The sequence below is a fragment of the Streptomyces sp. HmicA12 genome (assembly GCF_000373565.1).
Classification (GTDB): domain Bacteria; phylum Actinomycetota; class Actinomycetes; order Streptomycetales; family Streptomycetaceae; genus Streptomyces.
Map to the genome: position 1 here is coordinate 21,556 of NZ_KB891817.1, position 24,856 is coordinate 46,411.

Below are 24,856 nucleotides of genomic sequence, written 5' to 3' on the forward strand. Positions count from 1 at the left end.
GGCGGCGGACGTACGGGCAGCTGCGCGGGTCCGGCTCACGGGCCACCACCTCCCCGGGGACCGTACCCGCACAGATCCCCCGTACAAACGCACATACCAACCGGCAGATCCTCCAGCCCAGCTCATGCGATGCAACTAGGGACTTACACCTCTCACTTGCGGCAGTATGCTCGGCGCATGCACATCTGCGAGAAGGAGTAGAACCGTGATGACCCGTACAGTGCGCCGGAACCGCCGCACCCGCCGCGTCCTGCAGGTGACCGGTGCGAGCGCCGCCGCGCTGCTGGCCGTGAGCGCCTGCTCCTCCTCCGACGACTCGTCGTCGGCCGATTCCTCGGCGTCGTCGAAGGCGTCGGCCTCGGGCGGCTCGGACAAGCTGTCCGGCACCGTCACCGTCTTCGCCGCGGCCTCGCTCAAGGAGAGCTTCACGACTCTGGGCAAGCAGTTCGAGAAGGCGCATCCGGGTACGAAGGTGACCTTCAGCTTCGGCGGCAGCGACTCGCTGGCCGCGAGTATCACCGGCGGGGCGCCCGCGGACGTGTTCGCCGCGGCCAGCCCCAAGACGATGAAGATCGTCACGGACAAGGGGGATGCTTCCGGCACCCCGGCGACCTTCGTCCGCAACCAGCTGGAGATCGCCACTCTGCCGGGCAACCCGGACAAGGTGAAGAGCCTCAAGGACCTCACGAACTCCGATCTGAAGGTCGTGCTGTGCGCCGAGGAGGTGCCGTGCGGTGCCGCCGCGCAGAAGGCTCTGGACGCGAGCAAGCTGAAGCTCACTCCGGTCTCGTACGAGCAGGACGTCAAGTCCGCTCTGACGAAGGTGGAACTGAAGGAGGCCGACGCCGCGGTGGTGTACAAGACCGATGTGAAGGCCGCGGGTGACAAGGTGGAGGGTGTGGACTTCCCCGAATCCTCCGACGCCATCAACGACTACCCGATCGCCCGGCTGAAGGACTCCGAGAACGCCGCGGCCGCCAAGGCGTTCATCGACCTGGTGCGTTCCGCCGACGGCCAGAAGGTCCTGACCGGGGCCGGGTTCCTCAAGCCGTGACCTCGCTCGACAAGTCCGGCGCCGCGGCCGACACCCTGACGGGCGGGCCGCGGCGCCGTCGTGTCCGCACCCGCACCGCGCCGCTGCCGCTGCTGCTGCCCGCCCTGGTGGGGCTGGCCTTCCTGGTCGTGCCGCTGATCGCGCTGCTCGTACGGACGCCGTGGTCCGACCTGCCGCACCAGCTGACCAGCGCCGCGGTGTGGCAGGCCCTGCAGCTGTCGCTGCTGTGCGCGACCGCCGCCACCGCCGTCAGCCTGGTGCTCGGTGTGCCGCTCGCCTGGCTGCTGGCCCGCGTCGAGTTCCGCGGGCGCGGTGTCGTACGGGCCCTGGTCACGCTGCCGTTGGTGCTGCCGCCCGTGGTCGGTGGTGTGGCCCTGCTCTCCGCGCTCGGCCGCAACGGGGTCGTCGGGAAGTGGCTGGACGCCTGGTTCGGGCTCACCCTTCCGTTCACCACCACCGGGGTCGTGGTCGCCGAGGCGTTCGTCGCCATGCCGTTCCTCGTGATCAGCGTCGAGGGCACGCTGCGCGCCGCCGACCCTCGCTTCGAGGAGGCGGCAACCACTCTGGGCGCCTCCCGGTTCACCGCGTTCCGCCGGGTCACGCTCCCGCTGATCGCGCCCGGCATCGCGGCCGGCGCGGTGCTCGCCTGGGCCCGCGCCCTCGGCGAGTTCGGCGCGACGATCACCTTCGCGGGCAACTTCCCCGGGCGCACCCAGACCATGCCGCTCGCCGTGTACCTGGCTCTGCAGAGCGATCCGGATGCGGCGATCGCCCTGAGCCTCGTCCTGCTCACCGTCTCGATCGCCGTACTCGCGGGCCTGCGCGACCGTTGGATGACCTCCCCATGACCGATCTCGGCAAGACCGGCCTCGACAAGACCGCTCCCGCGGGCACCGAGACCACCGCCTCCAGCGGCGCGGCCCCGCTCCAGGCGGGCGAGGGCCTCGACGCGCGGCTCGTGGTCGACCGGGGCGGCTTCCGCCTCGACGTCACCCTGACGGCGGCCCCCGGTGACGTCGTCGCCCTGCTCGGGCCGAACGGCGCCGGCAAGACGACGGCCCTGCGCGCGCTCGCCGGACTCGTCCCGCTCACCGACGGGCGGCTGCGTCTCGACGGCGTGGAGCTCGACCGCACCCCGCCGGAGGCCCGCCCGGTCGGCGTGGTCTTCCAGGACTACCTGCTCTTTCCCCACCTCACCGCGCTCGACAACGTCGCCTTCGGCCCGCGCTGCCACGGCACGACCAAGGCGGAGGCCCGCGCGCAGGCCGCGCGGTGGCTGGAGCGGATGGGCCTGTCCGGACACGCGGGGGTCAAACCCCGCCGGCTCTCCGGCGGCCAGGCCCAGCGCGTCGCCCTCGCCCGCGCGCTGGCGACCCATCCGCGTCTCCTGCTGCTCGACGAACCGCTGGCCGCCCTGGACGCGCGGACCCGCCTGGAGGTCCGCGCCCAACTCCGCCGCCATCTGGCCGACTTCGAGGCGGTGGCCGTCCTCGTCACGCACGATCCGCTCGACGCCATGGTCCTCGCCGACCGTCTGGTCGTCATCGAGGACGGGCACGTCGTCCAGGAGGGGACACCGGGCCACATCGCACGGCATCCGCGGACGGACTACATCGCCCACCTCATCGGCCTAAACCTGTACAAGGGGCAGGCCGAGGGGCACACCGTACGGCTGGACTCCGGGCCCGCGATCACCACCACCGAGGAGCTGACCGGGCCGGTCTTCGTCACCTTCCCGCCGACCGCGGTGACCCTGTACCGCGAGCGCCCGGCCGGGACCAGTGCCCGCAACCTCTGGCGCTGCGAGGTGGCCGGCATGGAGACCCACGGCGACCAGATCCGCGCCGACCTGACGGGCGAGCTGCCCCTCGCCGCCGGCCTGACCACGGTGGCCGCCGCCGAACTCGGCCTCCATCCGGGCGCGGAGGTCTGGGCGGCGGTGAAGGCGGCGCAGACGCACGCCTATCCCGCCTGAGCGGACCACGGTGAGCCCCACCGCATGCCGGGATTCCGGATAATCCCCCCATCTCTGTGAGGCGCCCCATGAGTCTGAGAGTCCGCAACCGGATCCCCGGCACCGTCACCGCGGTCACCACCGGCGGGGCCATGGCGACGGTCAAGGTGCGTCTCGACGGCGGCCAGGACGTCACCTCGGCCATCACCGTGGACGCCGTCAAGGAACTCGGCCGCGCCGAGGGGGCCGCCGTGAGCGCCCTGGTCAACTCCACGGAGGTGTCGCTCGCGACGGGCGCCGTGGAGGGGCTGTCCCTCCGCAACCGGCTGCCCGGCACGGTCGGTGACATCGCGACCGGCGGGGCGATGGCCGCCGTGAAGGTCACCGTCGAGGGCGGCGAGCTGACCTCGGCCATCACGAAGGACGCCGTCGCCGATCTCGGGCCGGCCGTCGGCTCGCCCGTCACGCGCTGATCAAGTCGACCGACGTCTCCCTCACCACGGGCTGAGGTACCTGTTCGCTCCCCGGCGCGACTGCTACGCGCGTGCACTGGAGAAGCTCCAGGAGTGAGGGACCCCCGCCGGAAATCGGATCGGCGCCGAACATCGGCAGGGGCCACTCACGCGAGGTGGCGCGACTCCCCTTCACGCGCTCCCTCGCTGCTCCGACGTCGGCGCCTGGGGAACGCGGGAGTGATCCCCAGCTGGTGCGCTTCCGTCGGAGGGGCCGGGGTCGCTTTCGTCGGCGATGCGACTCCGGCCGTCTGATCTCCGTCGGCCCGGGGACTGGGGGCGAGAAAGAGGTACCCCCATTCTGCCCTCCAAACGCAGTGACATATGCCGGATTGTGTTCAACAGTGCTTGACGGGAGCGGAGTTGGACTTTGGCATCTGCCGCGGGCAGTGCCGCCCGGACCGATGTCCGCGCAGGTCGAACGGGACGCGTGTAGCAGACTGGCGGCACCGCGTGAGCCGTCACGCGCGTAGGGACGATGAACGGCCCTACCCCCGCAGTGAGGAGGAGCAGCGTGCCGGATTCATCTCGTCCGTCCCGTCGACGCGCCCAGGGCGAGCTGGAGACCGAGGTCCTGGCCGCGTTGCGCGCGGCGGACGGCCCGGCGAACGCGGGATGGGTGCGTGACCGGATCGGAGGCGATCTCGCGTACACCACCGTGGTGACCATCCTGGCCCGGTTGCACGCCAAGGACGTGGTCACGCGCAGGCGGGAGGGGCGGTCGTTCGTGTGGACGCCCACCTCGGACGAGGCCGGGCTCGCCGCACGGAAGATGCGCAAGGTGCTGGACGCGGGGCCGGATCGGGAAGCCGTCCTGACCAGCTTCCTCACCTCGCTGCCCGACAGCGACGAGCAGGTGCTGCGCGACCTGCTGCGCCGCGCCGACGAGGAAGCCGCCGACTGAACCCGTGGGAATCTTCGTCTTCTTGCCGCTGGTGCTGCCGCTCACGGCCTGGCCGGTGTCCCGCCTCGCGACCCACCGGCTCCACCCGCGCACCGCGACCCGGCTCCTGACGTGGGTGGCCGCGGTCATGGCGGCCTGCAGCACACTGTGCCTGGGGCTGCTGATGGTGGTCGGCACCGCGCAGCTGCCGGGCAATCCGCTGCCCGACGGCTGGTCGGACCCCGAGGTGCGGGCCGCCGTGCCGCAGGACGAGATCGCGGGCAAGGCGGCCATCCCGGCCCTGCTCGCCGTCGTCGCCGTGGGCACACGCACGCTGTGGCGGCACTTCGCCCTGCGGCGCCGTGCCCACGAGGCACTCACCGGGCTGCCCGGCACCGAGGTCGCGGTGCTCCCCGATGCACAGCCGTACGCGTACGCGCTGCCGGGCGGGGGCGAGCGGCACGGGCGGGTCGTCGTCAGCACCGGGCTCCTCGACCGGCTCCGGCCAGGCGAGCGACGGGCCGTGTTCGCCCATGAGCGGGCCCATCTTGCGGGGCACCACCACCGGTATCTGCTGACCGTCAGGCTCGCGGCCCGCGCCAATCCCTTTCTGCGCCCGCTGAGTTCAGCCGTCACCTACACCGCCGAGCGCTGGGCCGACGAGGAGGCCGCCGCCCGGGTGGGGGACCGCAGAACCGTCGCGCGGGCCATCGGCAAGGTGGCGCTCTCCGGTGGCGCGATGCGCGGACCCGCCTTCGCGGCCTTCGCCGCGCCGGGCCCGGTCCCCCGCCGGGTCGCGGCGCTGCTCGCCCCGGCACCGTGCGCGGCCGGACGCGCGACGGTGTTCACGACCGTCGGGCTGGCCACCTGGACGGCGGGGGCCGGCGCCGCGGCCTCCGCCATGTCGTCCGCGAGCTCGGCGCTCACGCTGGCGGCCACGCTGCACGCGGCGACACCCCTGTAGCCGGACGGGTCAGGCCGTCGCCGGCGCGGCCGGGCCCACCAGTTCGGACAGCACGTCCTCCATGGTCACGAAGCCGATGACCGTGCCCTTGCCGCCGGTGACGGCGGCGAGGTGGCTGCCCTGCGCGCGCAGGGCGGTCAGGGCGTCGTCGAGCGGGGTGTCGATACGCACCCGGGTGAGCGGATGGAGCACCGCGCGCGGGAAGGGACTGTCGCGCTCGGCGGCGCCCAGGGTGTCCTTGATGTGGAGATAGCCCAGCAGCTCCCCGTGATCGCCGGTGACCGGGAAGCGGGAGAATCCCGCACCGGCCGCGACGCGCTCCAGCTCGGCGGGCGTGATCCGGTCCGTCACCGTGCGCATCCGCTGCGCAGGGACGACGATCTCGCCCACCGGCCGTGTCCCCAACTCCAGGGCGTCGCGCAGCCGTTCACCGTCGGCGGACGACAGGAGTCCCGCCTCGCTGGAGTCGAGCACCATACGGGCCAGCTGGTCGTCGGTGAAGACGGACTCGACCTCGTCCTTCGGCTCCACCTTCAGCAGCCGCAGCAGCGCGTTGGCGAAGGCGTTGATGCCGAGGACGACGGGCCCCAGGGCGCGGGTGAGGGCGACCAACGGCGGGCCGAGCAGCAGGGCGGTGCGCACCGGCGCGGCGAGCGCGATGTTCTTCGGCACCATCTCGCCGAAGAGCATGTGCGCGTAGGTCGCCGCGGTCAGCGCGATGACGAACGAGATCGGGTGCACCATCGCGTACGGGACGTGCACGGCTTCGAAGGCCGGCTCCAGCAGGTGGGCGATCGCCGGTTCCGCGACGGCGCCGAGCACCAACGAGGAGACGGTGATGCCGAGTTGGGCCGTGGCCAGCATCGCGGAGATGTGTTCCAGGGCCCACAGCGCGGAGCGGGCCCGCTTGCTGCCCTCCTGGGCGCGCGGCTCGATCTGGCTGCGCCGCACCGAGATGAGGGAGAACTCGGCGCCGACGAAGAACGCGTTGGTGAGCAGGGTGAACGCGCCGATGGCAAGTTGCAGAACGGTCATCGCGCGTCCTCCATGCGCTCTGCGCTGTCGCCGCCACCCGGTGCCGTGACGTCAGGTTCGGTGATGCGGACGCGGTCGGCGCGGTGGTGGTCGACGTCGAGCACGGTCAGCTCCCAGCCGTCCAGCGCGACGGTGTCGCCCGGGACGGGAATGCGGGCGAGGCGGGTCGCGACGAGCCCGGCCACGGTCTCGTACGGGCCCTCGGGCGCGGTCAGTCCTGTCGCCGCGAGCTCGTCGATGCGGACACCGCCGTCCGCCTCCCAGACGGCGCGGCCGTCCTCGGTGCGGGGTGCGGGCAGCAGGTCGGGCGGCTCGACCGGGTCGTGCTCGTCGCGGACCTCGCCCACGACCTCCTCGACGATGTCCTCCACCGTCGCCACCCCTGCGGTGCCGCCGTACTCGTCGATGACGACGGCCATCGTCCGCGTCTCGCGCAGCCGCTCGAGCAGCCGGTCGGCGGGCAGACTGTCGGGGACCAGCAGGGGCGCCGTCGCCAGCTCGGTCACCGGTGTCAGCCCGCGCTTGTCCGGTTCGAGGGCGAGGACATCGCGGATGTGGACGGTGCCGACGACCTCGTCGAGGCTGTCGCGGTAGACGGGGAAGCGGGACAGGCCGGTGGTGTGGGTGAGGTCGGCCGCGTCGGTGGCGGTGGCGTGCGCCTCCAGGGCCCGGACGTCGACGCGCGGCGTCATCACGTTCTCCGCGGTCAGCGCGCTCAGGTGCAGGGTGCGGACGAACAGTTCGGCCGAGTCGGCCTCCAGGGCCCCTTCGGCGGCGGAGTGCCGGGCCAGCGCGACGAGCTCCTCCGGGGTGCGGGCGGAAGCCAGTTCCTCCGCGGGCTCCAGGCCGAGGCGCCGTACGACGCGGTTCGCCGTGTTGTTCAGGTGCCGGATGAACGGGCCGAAGGCAGCGGTGAACCCGCGCTGGGGGCCCGCGACCACCTTGGCCACCGCCACCGGACGGGCGATCGCCCAGTTCTTCGGCACCAGTTCGCCGACGACCATCAGGATGACCGTGGACAGGGCCACGCCGAGCACACTGGCCACGGACGACGCGGCGCCGCCCAGGCCCAGGGCCCACAGCGGGCCGCGCAGCAGCGCGGCGAGCGACGGCTCCGCCAGCATGCCGATCACCAAGGAGGTGACGGTGATGCCGAGTTGAGCGCCGGAGAGCTGGAAGGTCAGCCGGCGGACGGCCTTCAGTGCGCCGGACGCACCCCGCTCCCCCGCCCGCTCGGCGCGCTCCAGGTCGGACCGCTCCACGGTGGTGAGGGAGAACTCGGCCGCCACGAACAGCGCGCAGGCGAGCGTGAGCAGCAACGCGAGCGCCAGCAGCAGCAGTTCGGTCATCGTCGCCCCACCTCCGCCCCGCGCGCACGGTTCTCGCTGGTCATCGGTCGGCGCGCGGCGCGCGGCCGGCTACTGGGAGGCTCACCCATCGCGGGCTGTGACTCCTTCTCGCTCGGGGGATCGGACGATCCCGGTTCGTCGACTGGACGTATTCTTCTACGCGCCTGTAGAACGTGGATGTCCACCCGGATGTTCCCGGTGTCCGCACGGCACTCGCCACCCTCGTCCGCACAAAAGGGAGTGAACGCCTCGATGGTGTTACAACGACTGCTCGGCTCGCTCGGCGTGGGCGGGCCCACCGTCGACACCGTCCTCGCCCCGGGTGCCACCGCGCCCGGCGGGACCCTCTCCGGCCAGGTCCGCATCACGGGAGGGAGCGGGGACTTCACCGTCGAGCACATCGCCCTGGAACTCGTGGCCCGGGTCGAGGCCGAGCACGACGATCACGGGGCCGGTGAGAGCCACGGCGTCGTGGCCTTCGACCGCTTCGTGGTCGGCGGCGGCTTCCGCCTCGCCCAAGGCGCTGAACGCAGCGTTCCGTTCACCGTGACGCTGCCCTGGGAGACCCCGGTCACCGAGTTGCACGGACAGGACCTCGGCATCGTCCTCGGCGTGCGTACCGAACTCGAGGTGGCCGGGGCCAAGGACAAGGGGGATCTGGACCGGCTCACCGTCGGCCCGCTCCCCGTGCAGGAGGCGATCCTGGAGGCCTTCGGGCAGCTCGGCTTCGGCTTCCGGTCGGCCGACCTGGAGTACGGACGGATCGGCGGCACGGGCCGGCAACTCCCTTTCCACCAGAAGATCGAGCTGACCCCGGCCCCGCGGTACGCCCATGTCGTGAACGAGATCGAGGTGACCTTCCTCGCCACTCCCGGCGGTATGGAAGTGGTCCTGGAGGCCGACAAGCGCGATGACTTCCGCTCCGGCGGTCACGACGCGCTCACCCGCTTCACCGTCGCCCACGACGGCGTGCACCACCACGACCGGGTCGCGCTCGTCGACGGCTGGGTGCGTCAACTGGTGGAGCACCGTTCCTCCTACGCCGACCACGCCTCGTACGACGACACCGGCCACCGTCACGACCACGGCGAGCCCGCCGGGCACCGTTCGGGCCCCGGCATCGGGACGGCTGTCGCGGCGGGCGCCGCAGGGCTCGCGGTCGGTGTCGTCGGCGGTATGGTCGCCGCCGAAGTCGTCGACGAGGTGGGCGACTTCTTCGAGGGCGACGACGAGGACGGGGAGGACTGACCGTGTTCGGCATCAGCGAGATCGCCATCGTTCTCATCGTCGTCATCCTCGTCATCGGCGCGAAGAAACTGCCCGAACTCGCGCGCAGCGCGGGCAAGTCGGCGCGCATCCTGAAGGCCGAGGCGAAGGCCGTCAAGGACAAGGAGGAGAACGGGCGGAGCGGCGACGATTCCCCACCGCCCCGGGTCGTCCCCGGCGAGAGCGTCCCGCCGCGCGACACCGACCAGGGCCCCCGTCCCTCCTGACGCACGAACGCCCGGGGTCAGCGGAGCCGGCGCCGCCCACCCCGGTACGGCGAAACACCCCGCGCATGTCGCGATCACCGTTGTAGCCTCCGCCAATGACGTCTGCCGCCCTGCCGCCTCCCTCCCCCGCCGGAGCCTCGGAGTGCCTCGCGCTCACCCGCACGCTGCGCCGCAGGGGCACCGTCGTGCTCTCCGTGTTCGCGCTGGTGTGGGCCTTCGCGGGCGCCTCGGGCACCGGCCCGGCCGACGGAGCGGTCCCCCTGGCGACGGAGGCCGTGGCCGTCCTCCTCACGGTGGCGGCGCTGTTCCTCGGCCTCCGCAAGGGCGCCGCGCCCTCGCCCCGGACCGTGAACCTGCCGGCCAACTGGGCCCGCGGCGTCGGCATCATCAACGGCCTCGAGGTTCTGGCGATCTTCGCGGTGATCGCCGCGGCCAACGCCTCGGGCCGCCCCGGGCTCGTCCCCGTGGGCATCGCGCTCGTCGTCGGCCTGCACTTCTTCCCGCTGGCACGGCTCTACGACCAGGGGCAGTACCGGTGGACGGCCGCGCTGCTCTGCGCCGTCGCCGTGGCCGGACTCCTGCTGTACGCGGCCGGGGGCGCGGACACGACCGTGCGGGTCGTCGTCGGTCTGGGCGCCGCGGTGGTCCTGTGGGTCTCCGCGTTCCATCTGGCCCTGCGCGGCTGACGGGTGCCCCTCGCCGCCCCGCGTCCGCTCACGGAGCCTCGACGGGCAGGGGCGGCAACGGTGTCCGGTACACCCAGGCCTCGAACAGCGCGTCCACCGGTCCGGGCGCGAACCTCTCGACGTGCGCGGCGAACATCCGCGTGCTGACGACGCCGTGCCGGTGGACGACGGGCCAGGCCCGGAGCATGCGGAAGAACGCGGCGTCGCCGAGTGCGCAGCGCATCGCGTGCACGGCGAGGGCGCCGCGTTCGTAGATCCGGTCGTCGAACATCGCCTTGCGGCCGGGGTCGGCCAGGCTGAGGTCCTGCGGCTCCCCCGTGAGCAAGTGGTGTGCCTGCGCGGCCAGTTCGTGGGCCCTGCGCGCTCCCGAGCGTTCCGACCAGAGCCACTCCGCGTACTTGGCGAGGCCTTCGTTGAGCCAGATGTGCCGCCAGTCGGCGACGGTGACGCTGTTGCCGAACCATTGGTGGGCGAGCTCGTGCGCGACCATGCGCTCCGAACCGCGGGCGCCGTCCACGTGGTTGACGCCGAACAGCGACAGGCCCTGCGCCTCGACGGGGATGTCGAGTTCCTCGTCGGTGACGACGACCGCGTACTCGCCGAAGGGGTAGGGCCCGAAGAGTTCCTCGAAGAGCTCCATCATCTGCGGCTGTCGCGCGAAGTCCCGGGAGAACTGGGCCAGGAGATGGGCCGGGAAGTGCCCGGTCTGCGGCACTCCGCTGAGCCCCGGGTCGCCGAGCAGCGCCGTCTGGTACTTGCCGACGGTCAGGCCGACCAGATAGCTGGAGGTGGGCGCGGGCTGTTCGTAGAGCCAGGTGGTGGTCGAGGCCCTGGTGGTGCGGGTCAGCAGGCGGCCGCCGATCACCACCTGGTACGCCGAGGGCGCGGTGACCGAGATCTGGTACGAGGCCTTGTCCGCGGGCCGGTCGTTGCACGGGTACCAGGACGGCGCCCCGACCGGCTGACTGGCGACCAGCGCACCGTCGGTCAGCTCCTCCCAGCCGAGCCCGCCCCAGGGGCTGTCGACCGGCTTCGGGTTGCCCGCGTAGTGCACCTCGACGGTGAACGCGGCCCCGGCGGGCAGCACCTTCGCCGGGCGGATGCGCAGCTTGCCGCCGCGCAGCGTGTAGTGCGGGGCGCGGCCGTCGACGCGGATGCGGGCGATACGGAAGTCGCTCAGGTTCAGCTGGAACTCGGACAGCGGGGCCCGGCCCGCGATCGCGCTGAGCCGGGCCGTGCCCGCGAGCCGGTTGGGCACCGGCCGGTAGTCCAGGTCGAGCTCGTAGCGGTGCACCCGGAAGCGGGGGTCCCCGTGGCCCGGGAAGTAGGGGTCCGGTGCCGTCGTCCGCTGATCGCTCACGCCTGGTCCGCTCCCTGCCCCGCACTCGTACGACGCGCCGCCGTGCTGTCCTGCGACGGCGGCCCGCCGTCTCAGGGACGCCAGGCCTCGATCGGGTTTCCCAGCCAGCGGGTGTCCGCCGGTACCGACTCGCCCGCCATCACGAGGGAGGCGGGGCCCAGGGTCGAGCGGGCTCCGATCTCGCTGCCCGGCAGCGCGATGCCGCCCGGGCCCAGGGTGGCACCCGCGCGGAGAACCACAGTATCCGTCCGCAGGATCCGATCATGGAAGAGGTGGGTCTGCAGAACACAGCCCCGGTTCACGCTCGCCGCGGAACCGAGCGTGACCAGATCGGCCTCGGGCAGCCAGTGGCTCTCGCACCACACGCCCCGGCCGACGCGGGCACCGAGTCCGCGCAGCCACAGGTTCAGGACCGGGGTGCCGGGGACGGCTTCGGCGAGCCAGGGCACGGCGACCAATTCCACGAAGGTGTCGGCGAGTTCGCCCCGCCAGACGAAGTCGCACCACAGGGGGTGCTGCCCGGCGCGGTGCCGGCCGACGAGGAGCCACTTGGCGGCGACGGAGACGAACGCCGCGAGTGTGCCGGCGCCGAGCAGGACCGCCCCGGACAGCAGGGCCGCGAGCCACCACGCGTGCGCCGCGGCGGCGGCGAGCAGGGCGACCGTGAGGAGCGCGAGCGCCGCCGAGCAGCAGGCCGGGACGATCCGGCAGAGCTCGACCGCGGCGCGGGCCACTTTCAGGCGGGCGGGAGGCGCGTAGGTGCGACGTTCGTCGTCGGGGGCGGCCGCGCGGGGCAGCTCGACCGGGGGAAGTCCCAGGTAGGAGCTGCCTTTTCGGGCCTTCTTCGGGGTGGCGGAGAGCACGCCGACCAGTCCGTCGTCGGGTACGCGGCGACCGGGCGCGGTCATGCCGGAGTTGCCGAGGAAGGCCCGTCGGCCGATCTCCGCGCGGCCGACGCGGACCCAGCCACCGCCGAGTTCGTACGGGGCGGTCAGCGTGTCGTCGGCGAGGAACGCGGCGTCGCCGACCGTGGTCAGGCCGGGCAGCGCGAGCACGGTGGAGACCTCGGCGCCGCGACCGACCCGCATGCCGAGCAGCCGCATCCAGACGGGGGTGACGAGCCCGGCGTACAGCGGGAAGAGGGTCTGCCGGGACAGGTCCATGAGCTGGGTGACGGTCCACGCCTGCCAGCCGGCCCGGCTGTGCGTGGGGTGGCAGCCGGGGCGCAGGCCGAGGCCGAGCAGGCGCACGCCGGCGAGGATCAGTACGGCGTAGGCGAGACCGAAGGCCAGGGTCGCGGGGACGAGGGCGCGCAGGGCGCCGGTCACCGCCCCGCCGAGCGCCGCGTCGGCCGGCACGAAGGCGTGGGCCACGCACAGCGCGGGGACCAGGGCCGCGGCCGGAAGGAGGTTGAGTGCCGTGCCCGTGACGCCGTACATCGCGCGCCAGTGCACGGCGCGCGGCGGTCGGTGTCGCGGCCAGTCCCGCTTCGCCTTGCCGAGCTTGGCGGCGGGCGACCCCGCCCAGCGCTGCCCGGTCGGGATCTGTCCGCGCACCGCCGACCCCGGGGCGACCTCGGCGCGCTTGCCGACGCGGGCGCCCGGGAACAGGGTGCTGCGGGTACCGACCACGGCGCCCGCGCCGACCCGGACGGCGCCGATCTCCAGGCGGTCGCCGTCCAGCCAGTGCCCGGACAGGTCCACCTCGGGTTCGACGGCGCAGCCGCGGCCGAGCCGGAGCAGACCGGTGACCGGGGGCAGCGTGTGCAGGTCGACGTCGGGGCCGACCCGGGCGCCCAGCGCGCGGGCGTACCGCTCCAGCCAGGAGCCGGTCAGGGAGGTGGCGCCGCTGTACTCGGCGAGGCGTTCGGCGGTCCACAGGCGCAGGTGGACGGAGCCGCCGCGCGGGTAGGTGCCGGGGCCGACGCCGCGCAGGAGCAGCCGGGCACCGCCCGCGGCGATGCCGAGGCGGCCGGGCGGGCTGTACAGGACGAGGGCGCCGACGGCGATCGGCCACCAGGAGGCGGTCGGGGCCCACGGGTGGCCGCCGAGGTGGTGCAGGACGTTGCCGAGCGCGGCGAGCGCGACCGTCCAGCGCAGGCCCACGAGGGTGAACAGCGGGAGAAGCAGGGCCACTTGAGCCGCTTGGGCCCGTACGGGCACGGGCGCGACGACGCGTTCGGCGCCGTCGTCCTGGCCGGACCTTTCGAGCCGGTGGGCGAGTTTGCGCAGGACGGGCCGCTCGTAGAGGTCGATGACGGCGGCGTTCGGATAGCGCGTGCGCAGGCGCGTGGTGAGCTGGGCCGCGGCCAGGCTGTTCCCGCCGATCGCGAAGAAGTCGTCGAAGGGGCCGGTCACCGGGATGCCGAGGGTCTCGCTCCACTGCTCGGCGAGCCAGGCCTCGGTCCCGTACAGCCGCTCGGTGCTTCCGGCGGTGTCGAGTCCGGGCAGCGGCCAGGGCAGCGCGTCCCGGTCGACCTTGCCGGAGGTACGGGTGGGCAGTTCCGCGACGCGGGCCAGCAACGGCACGAGCGCGGCCGGGAGTTCGGCGCGCAGCCGCGCGACGGCGGCCCCGTGGTCGAAGGCGTCGCCGGCTTTCTCGGTGACGAGGTAGCCGACGAGCAGTTGGTTGCCGCCGCGTGCCGTGCGGACGGCGGCGGCCGCGCCCGCGACACCGGGCAGTTCCTGCAGTGCGGCGTCGACCTCGCCGAGTTCGATCCGGCGCCCGCCGAGCTTGATCTGTTCGTCGCCGCGCCCGAGGAAGATCAGCCCTTCCGGGTCGGCCCTCACCAAGTCGCCGCTGCGGTAGGCGCGTTGCCATCCGGTCGACTCCAGCGGCGCGTACTTCTCGGCGTCCTTGTCGGGGTCGAGGTAGCGGGCGAGTCCCACGCCGCCGATGACGAGGTGCCCGCACCCGCCCATCGGCACGAGGTGGTCACCCCCATCGACGACGGCCAACTCCCAGCCGTTCAGGGGCAGTCCGATCCGGATCGGTCCCCCGCCGGTCAGCAGGGAGGCGCACGCGACGACGGTGGTCTCGGTGGGCCCGTAGGTGTTCCACACCTCGCGGCCCTCGGTGACCAGGCGCTGGGCGAGCTCCGGCGGGCAGGCCTCACCGCCGAAGATCAACAGGCGTACGTCGCCGAGGGTCTCGGGGTCCCACAGCGCGGCGAGCGTCGGCACGGTGGAGACCACGGTGATCTCCTGCTCGACCAGCCACGGCCCGAGATCGGCGCCGCCGCGCACCTGGGAGCGCGGCACCGGCACCAGACAGGCGCCGTGCCGCCAGGCCAGCCACATCTCCTCGCAGGAGGCGTCGAACGCCACGGAAAGACCGGCCATCACGCGGTCCCCGGGGCCGATCGGGTCCTGGTCGAGGAAGAGCGCCGCCTCGGCGTCCACGAACGCGGCGGCGCTGCGATGGCTGACCGCGACGCCCTTGGGGGTTCCGGTCGACCCCGAGGTGAAGATGACCCACGCGTCGTCGTCGGGTCCGGGCCGTCCGGCCGGGGCGTCGGCCGGCTTGTCCACGGTGAAGCCGTGACCGGCCCCGATGACGGTGCGCACCCGCGCCTCGCCGAAGACGAGGTCGGCGCGCTCGTCGGGGTCCTCCGCGTCCACCGGGACGTAGGCGGCACCGGCGGCGAGCACCGCGAGGACGGCGACGTACAGCTCGTTCGTGCCGCTCGGCAGGCGGACCCCGACGCGGTCACCCCATCCCACTCCGGCCGCGTCGAGCCTGCGGCGTAACTGTTCCACTTCGGCGGCCAGTTCACGGTACGTCAGCCGGCGGGTGCCGTCGTCGAGTGCGGGTTCGTCGGGGTGCGCCCGCACGGTGGCGTCCAGCACGTCCATGAGGGTGCGCGGCGGTGCGGCGCACCCTCCTGCGAAGAGGGCGGGCGCCTCGGCCCGGTCGCTCATCTCCGCGTCGAGCGGTCCGAGTTCGGCGTTCGCGCGTGTGGCTGCCATCGGATCCTGTCGTCGAAGGGCGCATCCCCGAAAGCCCGTCTCGCCGCTCCCGGTCTGCCTGTTGTGGTCCGGTTCGGTACGTAAGAACCGGCAAATCCTAATCGGTTCCCGGGAGTTGGGCACCGTACGGCCGGCAGAGCCGGTCCTGCGGCGACGATGCGCGGCGGATTCGTCCGACCCATTGACCACCCGGGCCGCGCGCCCTACCGTCGCCCGTCGAAGCGCTTCGACAAAACAGTGCCGAGCTCGGGGAGAGCCTGCGGATGTTGACGACACGAAGCACCACGTACACCAGAGGCCGACGCCGCCGTGCTCTGGGCGCCGCGGGCGCGGCACTGGCCTGCGTCCTCGCCCTCACCTCCTGCGGTGGGAGCGACGACGGCAGCGGCGGCGACGCGAAGACCCTGCGCCTGTGGCACTACGAGGCCGCCAACAGCGCGATGGGCGCCGCCTGGAACGAGGCCATCAAGGAGTTCGAGGCCGAGCACCCCGGCGTGAAGGTCAAGTTCGAGGAGAAGAGCTTCGACCAGATCCAGAAGACCGCGTCCATGGTCCTCGGCTCCGACGACGCCCCCGACCTCATGGAGTACAACAAGGGCAACGCCACGGCCGGCCTGCTGTCCAAGCAGGGGCTGCTCACCGACATGACCGCGGAGGTCACGAAGCGCGGCTGGGACAAGCAGCTCTCCCCGTCGATCACCACCACGAGCCGCTACTCGCCGCAGGGCACCATGGGCTCGGGGAAGTGGTACGGCGTCCCGAACTACGGCGAGTTCCTCCAGGCGTACTACAACGAGGACCTGTTCAAGAAGTACGACATCAAGGTCCCGACGACCTTCGACGAACTCACCACCGCGCTCGCCGAGTTCAAGAAGCAGGGCGTCACCCCGCTGGCCAACTCCGGCGCCGAGTACCTCGCCCACCAGTACGTCTACCAGCTCGCTCTCACCAAGGCGGACCGCGCCTGGGTCGACGACTACGAACTCAAGGGCAAGGCCGACTTCCACGACGCGGCCTGGACGTACGCGGCGAAGACCTTCGCCGACTGGGTGAAGAAGGGCTACATAGCCAAGAACACCACCAGCGCCACCGCCGAGAACGCGGGCGTCTCCTGGCTCCGGCAGAAGTCCCCGATCATCTTCTCCGGCACCTGGTGGTTCGGCCGGTTCCAGGACGAGGCGACGTTCGACTGGACGTCCGGCATCTTCCCCGGCGCCACCCTCACCCCCGGCTCCGGCGGCAATCTGTGGGTCGTCCCCGCCAAGTCGAAGAACAAGGAACTCGCCTACGACTTCATCGACATCACCATGTCGAAGAAGATCCAGAACCTGCTCGGCAACAAGGGCGGCGTCCCCGTCTCGGCCGACGCCTCCGCCGTCAAGGAGCCGAAGTCCCAGCAGCTGATCAAGGACTTCAACACACTGTCCGACAAGGACGGCCTCGCCTACTACCCGGACTGGCCGGTAGCGGGCTTCTACGAGACGCTCGTCTCCCAGACACAGAGGCTGATGACCGGAAGCGCTTCACCGGACGAGTATCTGGACGCGCTCCAGGCCGCCTACGACAAGGGCGCGTCCAAGGGATGAGCCTGATCGCACTCCGCAAGGAGAACGCGGCCGAGGACCGAAGCGGCGCCGCCGGTCGTGCGCCGCGCGGCCGGCGCCGTGACTCGTACGTCCTCTTCCTCCTGCCGGGCGCGCTCGCGTTCCTCGCCGTGGTCGTCGCCCCGTTCGTGATGAACACGGCCTGGAGCTTCGCGGACTGGCAGGGGGTGGGGCCCGTCCACTGGTCGGGGCTCTCCAACTACCGTGAACTGTGGGGGGACTCGGAGTTCTGGGCTTCCTTCCGTCACAGCCTCTTCATGGTCCTGTCGATGTCGGTGATCCCGACGGTCGTCGGCCTGGTGCTCGCCGCCGCGCTCTTCGACTTCGTCGCCAAGCACTACGGCAGCCGCGTCGCGGCCGTGCTGCGCGCCTGCTTCTATCTGCCGCAGGTGCTGCCGATCGCGGTGGCCGGGATCGTGTGGAGCTGGATCCTCGCCCCGGACGACGGCGCCCTGAACGCATTCCTGAAGGCGATCGGGCTCGGCTCGTGGCAGCAGGACTGGCTGGGCGATCCGGACCTCGCGCTCTGGTCCGTCATGGGCGTGATGGTGTGGGTGCAGATCGGCTTTCCGCTCGTGGTCTTCATGGCCGGACTGCAGCGCGTGGAACCGCAGTTGTACGAGGCCGCCGAGCTGGACGGCGCGGGCTGGTGGCGCAGGCTCTGGCATGTGACGCTGCCGCAGATCCGGCCGGAGATCCACGTGGTGCTGCTGTGGTGCACGATCGCCGCGCTGAAGGTGTTCGGCGCGGTCTACGTCCTGACCAAGGGCGGCCCCGGCGGCGCCACGAACGTGCCGTCCTACTTCTCGTACACGACCTTCTTCGAGCAGACCCAGGTCGGCTACGGGGCGGCGATCTCCACCGTCCTGACCCTGATCATCCTGCTCCTCGCGCTCGTCGGGCTGCGACTGCAGACGCGGGCCGAGGACACCGAGGAAGGACGTGTCGCGTGAGGACCGCCGTGCGCCGTCATCCGGTGCTGGCCGCGCTCGTCGTCGCGGCCCTGTTCATGCTCGCGCCGTTCGCCGTCGTCGCCTTGAACGCCTTCAAGTCTCCCGAGGAGTACTCAAGCGACGGCCCGCTGGCCCTGCCCGACGGTCTCTACACCGACGGCATCACCGGTTTCTGGGAGCGGGTCGACTTCGGCCAGAAGCTGTGGAACTCGACGCTGATCAGCGGCTCGGTCGCCGTTCTCGCCGTGCTGCTGTCGCTCCTCACCGCGTACGCGATCGGCATCGGCCGGGTGCGGGGACGCACCTGGGTGCTCGCCTTCTTCGTCCTCGCGAACATGCTGCCGCAGGAGTCGCTCGTCTACCCGCTCTACTTCCTGGCGAAGAAGGTGGATCTGTACGACACGCGGCTCAGCGTGATCATCGTCTTCACGGTGATCCAGTCGGCGTTCGGCACCTATCTGCTCGCCTCCGTGCTCGGCCGCTTCCCGCGCGAGGTGATCGAGGCGGCGAGGATCGACGGCGCCGGGAAGTGGCAGGTCCTGTGGCGGATCGTGGTGCCGATGAACCGGCCGACGATCGGGGTGCTGCTCGTCTTCTTCTTCATCTGGACCTGGAACGAGTTCCTGCTGCCGCTCGTCATGCTGCTCTCCAACGACCAGCAGACCGTGTCGGTGGCGCTCGGCGTGCTCCAGGGCCAGCGCCTGATGGACGCGACGATGACGAACGCCGCGGCGCTGCTCGGCGTCCTGCCCGCGATCGTGTTCTTCCTGCTCTTCCAGCGGACCCTGACCCGCGGCATCGCGGCGGGCGCGGTCAAGTAGCCCTGCACAGCCCGCAGTTACCTCACCTGGACATGAGGAGTCAGCCGTGCACGACCACCGTGAAAGACCCGCAGGCCCCGGCTTCGGCAGACGCACCCTGCTCGCGGCGGCGACCGCGGCGCTCGCCGTCCCCGGCGCGCTGATCGCCTCGGCCCCGCCCGCCGCGGCGCGGGCCACGTACCCGTTCCGGGACCCGTCCCGCTCCGTCGCCGCCCGCGTCAGGGACCTGCTCGGCCGGCTCACGCTCGACGAGAGGATCTCCCTCCTCCACCAGTACCAGCCGGCGATCGACCGGCTCGGGATCGCCTCGTTCCGCACCGGCACCGAGGCCCTGCACGGTGTCGCGTGGCTCGGGAGGGCCACGGTGTTCCCGCAGGCCATCGGGCTCGCCTCGACCTGGGACCCCGACCTCGTCGCCCGGGTCGGTGCGGCCGTCGGGGACGAGGCGCGCGGCTTCCAGCAGGAGCGGCCCGCCGGATGGGGCCTCAACCTGTGGGCGCCCGTGGTGAACCTGCTCCGCGATCCGCGCTGGGGGCGCAACGAGGAGGGCTACTCGGAGGACCCGTATCTGACCGGCGTGATCTCGACGGCGTACGGGAAGGGCCTGACCGGCGGTGACCCCGACCATCTGAAGACGGCGCCGACGCTCAAGCACTACCTCGCCAACAACAACGAGGTCGACCGCACGACCACGTCGAGCGACCTGCGCCCGCGCGTCCTGCACGAGTACGACGAGGCGGCGTTCCGCCCGGCGATCGAGGCGGGCGCGGTGACCGGTGTGATGTCGGCGTACAACCTGGTCAACGGCCGTCCCTGCACGGTGAATCCGGACCTCGGCGACACCGTCCGCTCCTGGACCGGCCGGGACCTGCTGAACGTGACGGACGCCTGGGCGCCCAACAATCTGGTCACCGGCAACGGATCGCAGGACTACCACCCCTCCCAGGTCGCGGCGGACGCGGCGGCCCTCAAGGCGGGCATCGACAGCTTCACGACGGACGACACCAACTCCGCACCGACGACGACAGCCCTCAAGAAGGCGGTGGGGGAAGGGTTGTTGACGGAGTCCGACATCGATCGCGCCGCGGGTCACGTCCTCGCGATCCGGGTCAGGCTCGGCGAGTTCGACCCGGGCGGCGGCCGCTACGGCGGGATCGGCAAGGACGCGATCGACACCCCGGCCCACCGGGCGCTCGCCCGTGAGGCGGCGACGAAAGCGGCGGTGCTGCTGAAGAACGCGCACGGCACGCTGCCTCTGAACCGGGCCCGCACCGCTTCGGTCGCGGTGGTCGGCCCGCTCGCCGACACCCTCTGCACGGACTGGTACGCGGGCACGCTCCCGTACGCGGTGACACCGAGGGACGGCATCGCGGCCAAGCTGGGCGAGGCGGCCGTGACGGGCAGCGAGGGCGTGGACCGCATCGCGCTGCGCAACACCACGACCGGCGGCCGGATCACGGCCGGTGCGGGCACGGCGGGTGCGCCGCTGCGCGAGAGCGACGCCGCGGCGGACGACACGACGGCGCAGTTCGACGTCTTCGACTGGGGTGCCGGGATCGTCACGCTGCGGGCCGCGGCGAACGGCCTGTTCGTGGGCCGCGGCGACGCGGGTTTCGTCAACGACCAGACACAGCCGGGTGGTTGGTACGTCCAGCAGCAGTTCACCCTGGAGGAGCGGCCGGACGGCACCGTCCTGGTGAAGTACGCGGGGTACGAGACCACCGAGTCCTGGTGGAGCTCGCCCGTCTACCTGGGGCCGACCGGCACGACCGGGCAGCTGGGGCTGGTGGAGAAGTCGGCGGCGGCCGCCTACGCGCGCGAGGTGGTCCGCTCCGGTACGCAGGACGCGGTCGCCGCGGTCACCGGCAAGGACGCGGCGATCGTCGTCATCGGCTCGATGCCCGCGATCAACGGCCGTGAGAACCACGACCGCCGGGACCTCGACATCGCCCCGGCGCAGGCGGCCCTCGTGGCGGCGGTGGCCGCGGCGAACCCGCGCACGGTCGTGATCGTCGAGAACAGCTACCCGACGGCGCTCGGTGAACTGGCCGCGCGGGTACCGGCGTTGCTGTGGACCTCGCACGCGGGCCAGGAGACCGGCAACGCCCTCGCGGACCTCCTCTTCGGCGACGCGAACCCGGCGGGCCGCCTGACCCAGACCTGGTACCGCTCCGTGGACGACCTCCCGTCCCTCCTCGCGTACGACATCATCAAGGACGAGCGCACGTACTGGTACTTCCGGGGCGAGCCGCTCCACCCCTTCGGCCACGGCCTGTCGTACACGTCGTTCTCGTACGGCGAGGTGAAGCGCTTCGACGGCGGCTACGCGGTCACGGTCACGAACACCGGCCGCCGCGCCGGGGACGAGGTCGTCCAGCTCTACGTCCATCAGCGGACCTCCCGCGACATCCAGCCGCTGCGCCGGCTGAGGTCCTTCGCCAGGGTGTCGCTCGCGCCGGGCGAGAGGAGGACGGTCCGGCTTCCCCTCACCCGCCGGGATCTCGCCCACTGGGACGTCACGCGCGACAAGTGGGTCGTGGAGTCCGCCACGTACGACATCCTGGTCGGCGCCTCCTCCTCGGACATCCGCGCGCGGACGACCTGGAAGGTGGCGGGCGAGACCGTGCCGCCGCGCGACCTCTCGCGCACGACGCGCGCGGAGGCCTTCGACGACTACGCCGGACACCCCGCGATCCGCCTGGTGGACGAGTCGAAGGAGCGCGGCACGGCGGTAGCGGCGAGCGAGGACGGCGCGTGGGTGTCGTTCGCGGACACACGACTCGCGGGCGGGGCAGGTTCGTTCACGGCGCGGACGGCCGGCGCGGCGGGAACCCTGGAGATCCGCGTGGGCGGCCCCCGTGGACGCCTGCTGGGCGCCGTGACGTTCGCCGCGACGGCCTCGGTGTACGACTACGCCACGGTGTCCGCCCGTCTCGACGGCGCTCCCCGCGGCCGGACCACGGTGTATGTGGTGCTCACGAAGGGCGTGCGCCTGGCCTCCTTCAGGCTCAGGACTTCGGGCGACGACGCGTGACCCGGTGACGAGGGTGCGGGGCGACGAGCATGCGGAGGCCCGCGCCGTCGCCCCCGCCCTGGTCAACCGGTACCGGCGAGTCCGTAGTGCTCGTCGATCAGGGTCCGGTAGCCGGGGTCGGTGACCCGCATGTCCCGGTCGAACCGCGGGGCGGCCTTGACCCTTTCCGCGTCGTGCCCGACCGACAGCGTCCGGGCCTCCTCGTCGATCGCGGTGACGGCCGCGATCGGCAGCAGCACCTTCTTGCTCAGCAGGACGTCTCTCGTATCGATCACGAGATGCTCGGTACCCACCTCGTGGGAGACGGCGTCCACCTTGCCCACCGATCCGTCCGTCGCCTCCACCGTGTAACCGACCAGGTCGGGGCCGAGCGGGCGCCGGGCCGCGCCGTCCGTCCCGTAAGGGTGCGGGGCGGTCAGGTCCTCGGTCATCGTCGTACTCCTCTCCGCCGCGAACGGCGTAGGACGGCCTCGACACGGAACGGCGCGGCCGCGGCCGTCCGGTCCGGCGCGCCTGGCCCCTCACATGTCCGCCCGGCGCCCACCGAAACGTCTCCCGCGGGGTGACGGACGGCCCTCCGCACACACCAGTTGGCCACGGCAGGACAGGCGGAAGTCACACGACCTTCACAAAGTCGCACTCGTGAACGTACCCGGACAGGGCAGGCGAACGGTACGACCGTGGGGAGGGAGTCCCTGATGCTCTTCGTCGCCGTTCTACTCCTGCCGCTGATGGGATTGCTCCTCTACGGCATGGACCGCCTGGAGGACCGCGTCGTCCGCCCGGAAGGGCGCACCGGCGATCACCTGACAGAGCATCAAAAGGGCGCTCGTCCACGGCGCCACGCGCAGCGGCGCCACCTGCGGCTGATCCACGGCGGCGGGCGCAAGGCGTCCGGGCGTCACCGCGACCAACAGTCGCCCGCCGCAGGCGCGGACGCGGACACGGGCGCGGACCACGCCGAAACGGCCTGAGCGGGCCGCGCGGAAGCGTGCGCAAGAATCGCAAGAAACAAACAGCATTCCGCAATTCGGCATCTCGCTGGCGGAATTCTCATACGACTCTCTTGTGGAATCCGGCCAAGTCGCCCTACTGTCACCGCACTTGGCCGCCACCCCCGCACGCCTTCCCGAGAGAATCGAGCACCGCATGTCGTGGTCCTCCACCCGCCGAAGACCAGCCCGGTTCGCCGCCACCCTGACGGCGGCCGCGGCCGGCCTCTCGCTCGCCGTCGTCCAGCCGGCCCTGGCCTCGGACACCGGCACCGGCACCACGCCCGTGACCCGCGCGGCACTCGACCCGTCCCTCGTCACGGGCCGCGGCGCCGACGTCCCGTTCGTCGAGCAGGAGGCGGAGAGCGCGCGGACGAACGGTGAGGTCATCGGCCCCGACCGGACGGCGTACACCCTGCCGTCGGAGGCGTCGGGGCGCTCGGCGGTGAAGCTGAGGCCGGGCCAGTACGTCGAGTTCACACTCCCCCGCGCGGCGAACGCGCTGACCGTGCGCTACAGCATCCCGGACGCTCCGAACGGCGGCGGGATCACGGCCCCGCTGGACCTGACGGTCGGCGGGAAGCGCCAGGCCCCGGTGACGCTGACCTCCCAGTACTCCTGGCTGTACAACCAGTACCCGTTCAGCAACGACCCGCAGGCCGACCTGCTGCACTCCGACTGGTGGATCACGGAGTGCGGCTGCGTGCCGAGCGCCACCACCCCGGCTCCCGTCATCGACAAGCCGTTCCGGCCCAGCCACTTCTACGACGAGCGGCGCGTCAAGCTGTCCAGGACCTACCGGGCCGGGGACACGGTCCGGCTGACGGCGCCCACCGGCACCAAGGCCGCCTGGACCGTCGTCGACCTCCTCGACTCGGAGCTGGTCGGCGCCCCGCACGTGGACCTGCGCGCCGTGAATCCCCTGGTCTACGGCGCCGACCCGACCGGCCGCCGCGACTCGGCCGACGCCATCGACAAGGCGATCGCGACCGCGAAGCGCCGGCACCTCAAGGTCTACCTGCCCCCGGGCACGTACCAGGTGAACCGGCACATCGTCGTCGACGACGTGACGATCGAGGGCGCGGGCAACTGGTACACGACCATCAAGGGCCACCAGGTCACATTGGACGAACCCGCGCCCGACGGGTCCGTGCACACCGGTGTGGGCTTCTACGGCAAGGACGCGGCCGACGGCGGCAGCACCGACGTGCACCTGTCCGGCTTCGCGATCGAGGGTGACGTCCGTGAGCGCGTCGACACGGACCAGGTGAACGCGATCGGCGGCGCGATGAGCGACTCCACGATCGACGGCCTGTACCTCCACCACACCAAGGTCGGCCTGTGGTTCGACGGCCCGATGAAGAACGTCCGCGTGACGCGCAACGTCATCGCCGATCAGATCGCCGACGGCCTCAACTTCCATACGGGCGTGACCGATTCGCTCGTCTCTCAGAACTTCGTGCGCAACACGGGCGACGACGCGCTCGCCATGTGGTCGGAGAAGCGGCAGGACGCGCGCAACACGTTCTCCCGCAACACGATCCAGACCCCGGTCCTCGCCAACGGCATCGCCCTGTACGGCGGCACCGACAACAAGGTCACCGGGAACCTGATCGCCGACCCGGTCCGTGAGGGCAGCGCCATCCAGATCGGCTCCCGCTTCGGCGCCGAGCCGTTCACCGGCCACGTCCGGATCACCGACAACACGACGGTGCGCGCGGGCACGTTCGAGCTGAACTGGAAGATCGGGCTCGGGGCGATCTGGTTCTACGCCCTGGAGAAGGACATCGACGCCGACATCGAGGTCACCGGGGACCACTTCCTCGACAACACCTACAACGCGATCATGCTCGTCTCCGACTTCCCGGTGAAGGACAAGTACAAGATCACGAACGTGCGCTTCAAGGACATCCGCGTCGACGGCACCGGCACCTCGGTGCTCAGCGCCCGCGCGGCGGGGTCGGCGTCGTTCGAGAACGTGGACGCCCGCAACGTCGGCGCGGTCGGCGTCAACAACTGCGGCTCGTTCAACTTCCCCGCCACCGGTTCGGAATTCACGGTCGAGGACCGAGGCGGCAACGACGGTGGCGGCACCACGGGCCCCTGGCTCGCCGCGTGGGAGCTGCCGAACACGATCACCTGCGACGACCGCCCGCCGGTCGTGGCGCCGCCCGCCCCCGGCACGTGGTGAGGT

The 24,856-nt window shown here is 71.9% G+C and carries 19 protein-coding genes and 1 pseudogene; 15 read left to right on the forward strand and 5 right to left on the reverse strand.

The window, feature by feature from the left end; genetic code table 11:
• The first annotated feature begins 208 nt into the window (after positions 1-208).
• The 6 genes and pseudogenes from modA to B072_RS0125315 all read left to right on the forward strand — a co-directional run bounded on the left by modA (position 209) and on the right by B072_RS0125315 (position 5,367).
• Positions 209-1,054, forward strand: coding sequence for a molybdate ABC transporter substrate-binding protein (gene modA, locus B072_RS0125290; RefSeq protein ID WP_018532740.1), 846 nt, complete (start codon positions 209-211; stop codon positions 1,052-1,054).
• Positions 1,051-1,902, forward strand: coding sequence for a molybdate ABC transporter permease subunit (gene modB, locus B072_RS0125295; RefSeq protein WP_018532741.1), 852 nt, complete (start codon positions 1,051-1,053; stop codon positions 1,900-1,902). The genes modA and modB overlap by 4 nt, the downstream gene beginning before the upstream one ends.
• Positions 1,899-3,029 carry an ABC transporter ATP-binding protein gene (locus B072_RS0125300; protein WP_018532742.1) on the forward strand — a complete coding sequence of 377 codons (1,131 nt, stop codon included), beginning with the start codon at positions 1,899-1,901 and terminating at the stop codon, positions 3,027-3,029. The genes modB and B072_RS0125300 overlap by 4 nt, the downstream gene beginning before the upstream one ends.
• Before the next feature lie 68 nt (positions 3,030-3,097).
• Positions 3,098-3,516: pseudogene (locus B072_RS44045) on the forward strand (TOBE domain-containing protein).
• A 518-nt stretch (positions 3,517-4,034) separates the two neighbouring features.
• Entirely contained in the window at positions 4,035-4,424 is a 390-nt protein-coding gene (locus B072_RS0125310; RefSeq protein WP_026246278.1) for a BlaI/MecI/CopY family transcriptional regulator, read from the forward strand.
• Positions 4,425-4,428: 4 nt separating this feature from the next.
• Positions 4,429-5,367, forward strand: a complete 939-nt coding sequence (locus B072_RS0125315; RefSeq protein ID WP_018532746.1) for a M56 family metallopeptidase — start codon at positions 4,429-4,431, stop codon at positions 5,365-5,367.
• 9 nt (positions 5,368-5,376) lie between these two features.
• Here B072_RS0125315 and B072_RS0125320 read toward each other — a convergent pair whose 3' ends face one another.
• Both B072_RS0125320 and B072_RS0125325 read right to left on the reverse strand, forming a co-directional pair.
• Entirely contained in the window at positions 5,377-6,402 is a 1,026-nt protein-coding gene (locus B072_RS0125320; protein ID WP_018532747.1) for a hemolysin family protein, read from the reverse strand.
• On the reverse strand, positions 6,399-7,751 hold the full coding sequence (locus B072_RS0125325) for a hemolysin family protein (protein ID WP_018532748.1): 1,353 nt from the start codon (positions 7,749-7,751) through the stop codon (positions 6,399-6,401). Before B072_RS0125325 ends, B072_RS0125320 begins: the two co-directional genes overlap by 4 nt.
• A 252-nt stretch (positions 7,752-8,003) precedes the next feature.
• Between B072_RS0125325 and B072_RS0125330 the strand changes: the two genes are divergently transcribed.
• The 3 genes from B072_RS0125330 to B072_RS0125340 all read left to right on the forward strand — a co-directional run bounded on the left by B072_RS0125330 (position 8,004) and on the right by B072_RS0125340 (position 9,930).
• A complete protein-coding gene (locus tag B072_RS0125330) occupies positions 8,004-8,999 on the forward strand; it encodes a sporulation protein (protein WP_018532749.1) in 996 nt (331 codons plus the stop codon).
• Between the two features lie 2 nt (positions 9,000-9,001).
• On the forward strand, positions 9,002-9,244 hold the full coding sequence (locus B072_RS0125335; protein ID WP_018532750.1) for a twin-arginine translocase TatA/TatE family subunit: 243 nt from the start codon (positions 9,002-9,004) through the stop codon (positions 9,242-9,244).
• Between the two features lie 95 nt (positions 9,245-9,339).
• Entirely contained in the window at positions 9,340-9,930 is a 591-nt protein-coding gene (locus B072_RS0125340; protein WP_018532751.1) for a DUF7010 family protein, read from the forward strand.
• A gap of 28 nt (positions 9,931-9,958) precedes the next feature.
• On the opposite strand, the gene B072_RS0125345 is transcribed toward B072_RS0125340, so the two are convergent.
• On the reverse strand, positions 9,959-11,290 hold the full coding sequence (locus B072_RS0125345; RefSeq protein WP_018532752.1) for a M1 family metallopeptidase: 1,332 nt from the start codon (positions 11,288-11,290) through the stop codon (positions 9,959-9,961).
• A gap of 71 nt (positions 11,291-11,361) precedes the next feature.
• Positions 11,362-15,258 (reverse strand): Pls/PosA family non-ribosomal peptide synthetase, encoded by a 3,897-nt coding sequence (locus B072_RS0125350; protein WP_018532753.1) that lies wholly within the window; start codon positions 15,256-15,258, stop codon positions 11,362-11,364.
• A gap of 263 nt (positions 15,259-15,521) precedes the next feature.
• Between B072_RS0125350 and B072_RS0125355 the strand changes: the two genes are divergently transcribed.
• From B072_RS0125355 to B072_RS0125370, 4 genes are read left to right on the forward strand one after another with little or no spacing between them, the layout of a single operon-like run.
• Positions 15,522-16,844: an extracellular solute-binding protein gene (locus B072_RS0125355; RefSeq protein ID WP_018532754.1), complete on the forward strand. Its 1,323-nt coding sequence runs from the start codon at positions 15,522-15,524 to the stop codon at positions 16,842-16,844.
• Positions 16,841-17,815, forward strand: coding sequence for a carbohydrate ABC transporter permease (locus B072_RS0125360; protein WP_018532755.1), 975 nt, complete (start codon positions 16,841-16,843; stop codon positions 17,813-17,815). The genes B072_RS0125355 and B072_RS0125360 overlap by 4 nt, the downstream gene beginning before the upstream one ends.
• Positions 17,812-18,636, forward strand: a complete 825-nt coding sequence (locus B072_RS0125365; protein WP_018532756.1) for a carbohydrate ABC transporter permease — start codon at positions 17,812-17,814, stop codon at positions 18,634-18,636. Before B072_RS0125360 ends, B072_RS0125365 begins: the two co-directional genes overlap by 4 nt.
• A 46-nt stretch (positions 18,637-18,682) precedes the next feature.
• Positions 18,683-21,670 (forward strand): glycoside hydrolase family 3 protein, encoded by a 2,988-nt coding sequence (locus B072_RS0125370; RefSeq protein ID WP_018532757.1) that lies wholly within the window; start codon positions 18,683-18,685, stop codon positions 21,668-21,670.
• Between the two features lie 62 nt (positions 21,671-21,732).
• Here B072_RS0125370 and B072_RS44050 read toward each other — a convergent pair whose 3' ends face one another.
• On the reverse strand, positions 21,733-22,101 hold the full coding sequence (locus B072_RS44050; RefSeq protein ID WP_018532758.1) for a hypothetical protein: 369 nt from the start codon (positions 22,099-22,101) through the stop codon (positions 21,733-21,735).
• Between the two features lie 267 nt (positions 22,102-22,368).
• Here B072_RS44050 and B072_RS44055 point away from each other — a divergent pair, with 267 nt between their 5' ends.
• Entirely contained in the window at positions 22,369-22,644 is a 276-nt protein-coding gene (locus tag B072_RS44055; protein WP_018532759.1) for a hypothetical protein, read from the forward strand.
• Between the two features lie 175 nt (positions 22,645-22,819).
• Positions 22,820-24,853 carry a glycosyl hydrolase family 28-related protein gene (locus B072_RS0125385; RefSeq protein ID WP_018532760.1) on the forward strand — a complete coding sequence of 678 codons (2,034 nt, stop codon included), beginning with the start codon at positions 22,820-22,822 and terminating at the stop codon, positions 24,851-24,853.
• The last annotated feature ends 3 nt before the right edge of the window (positions 24,854-24,856 follow it).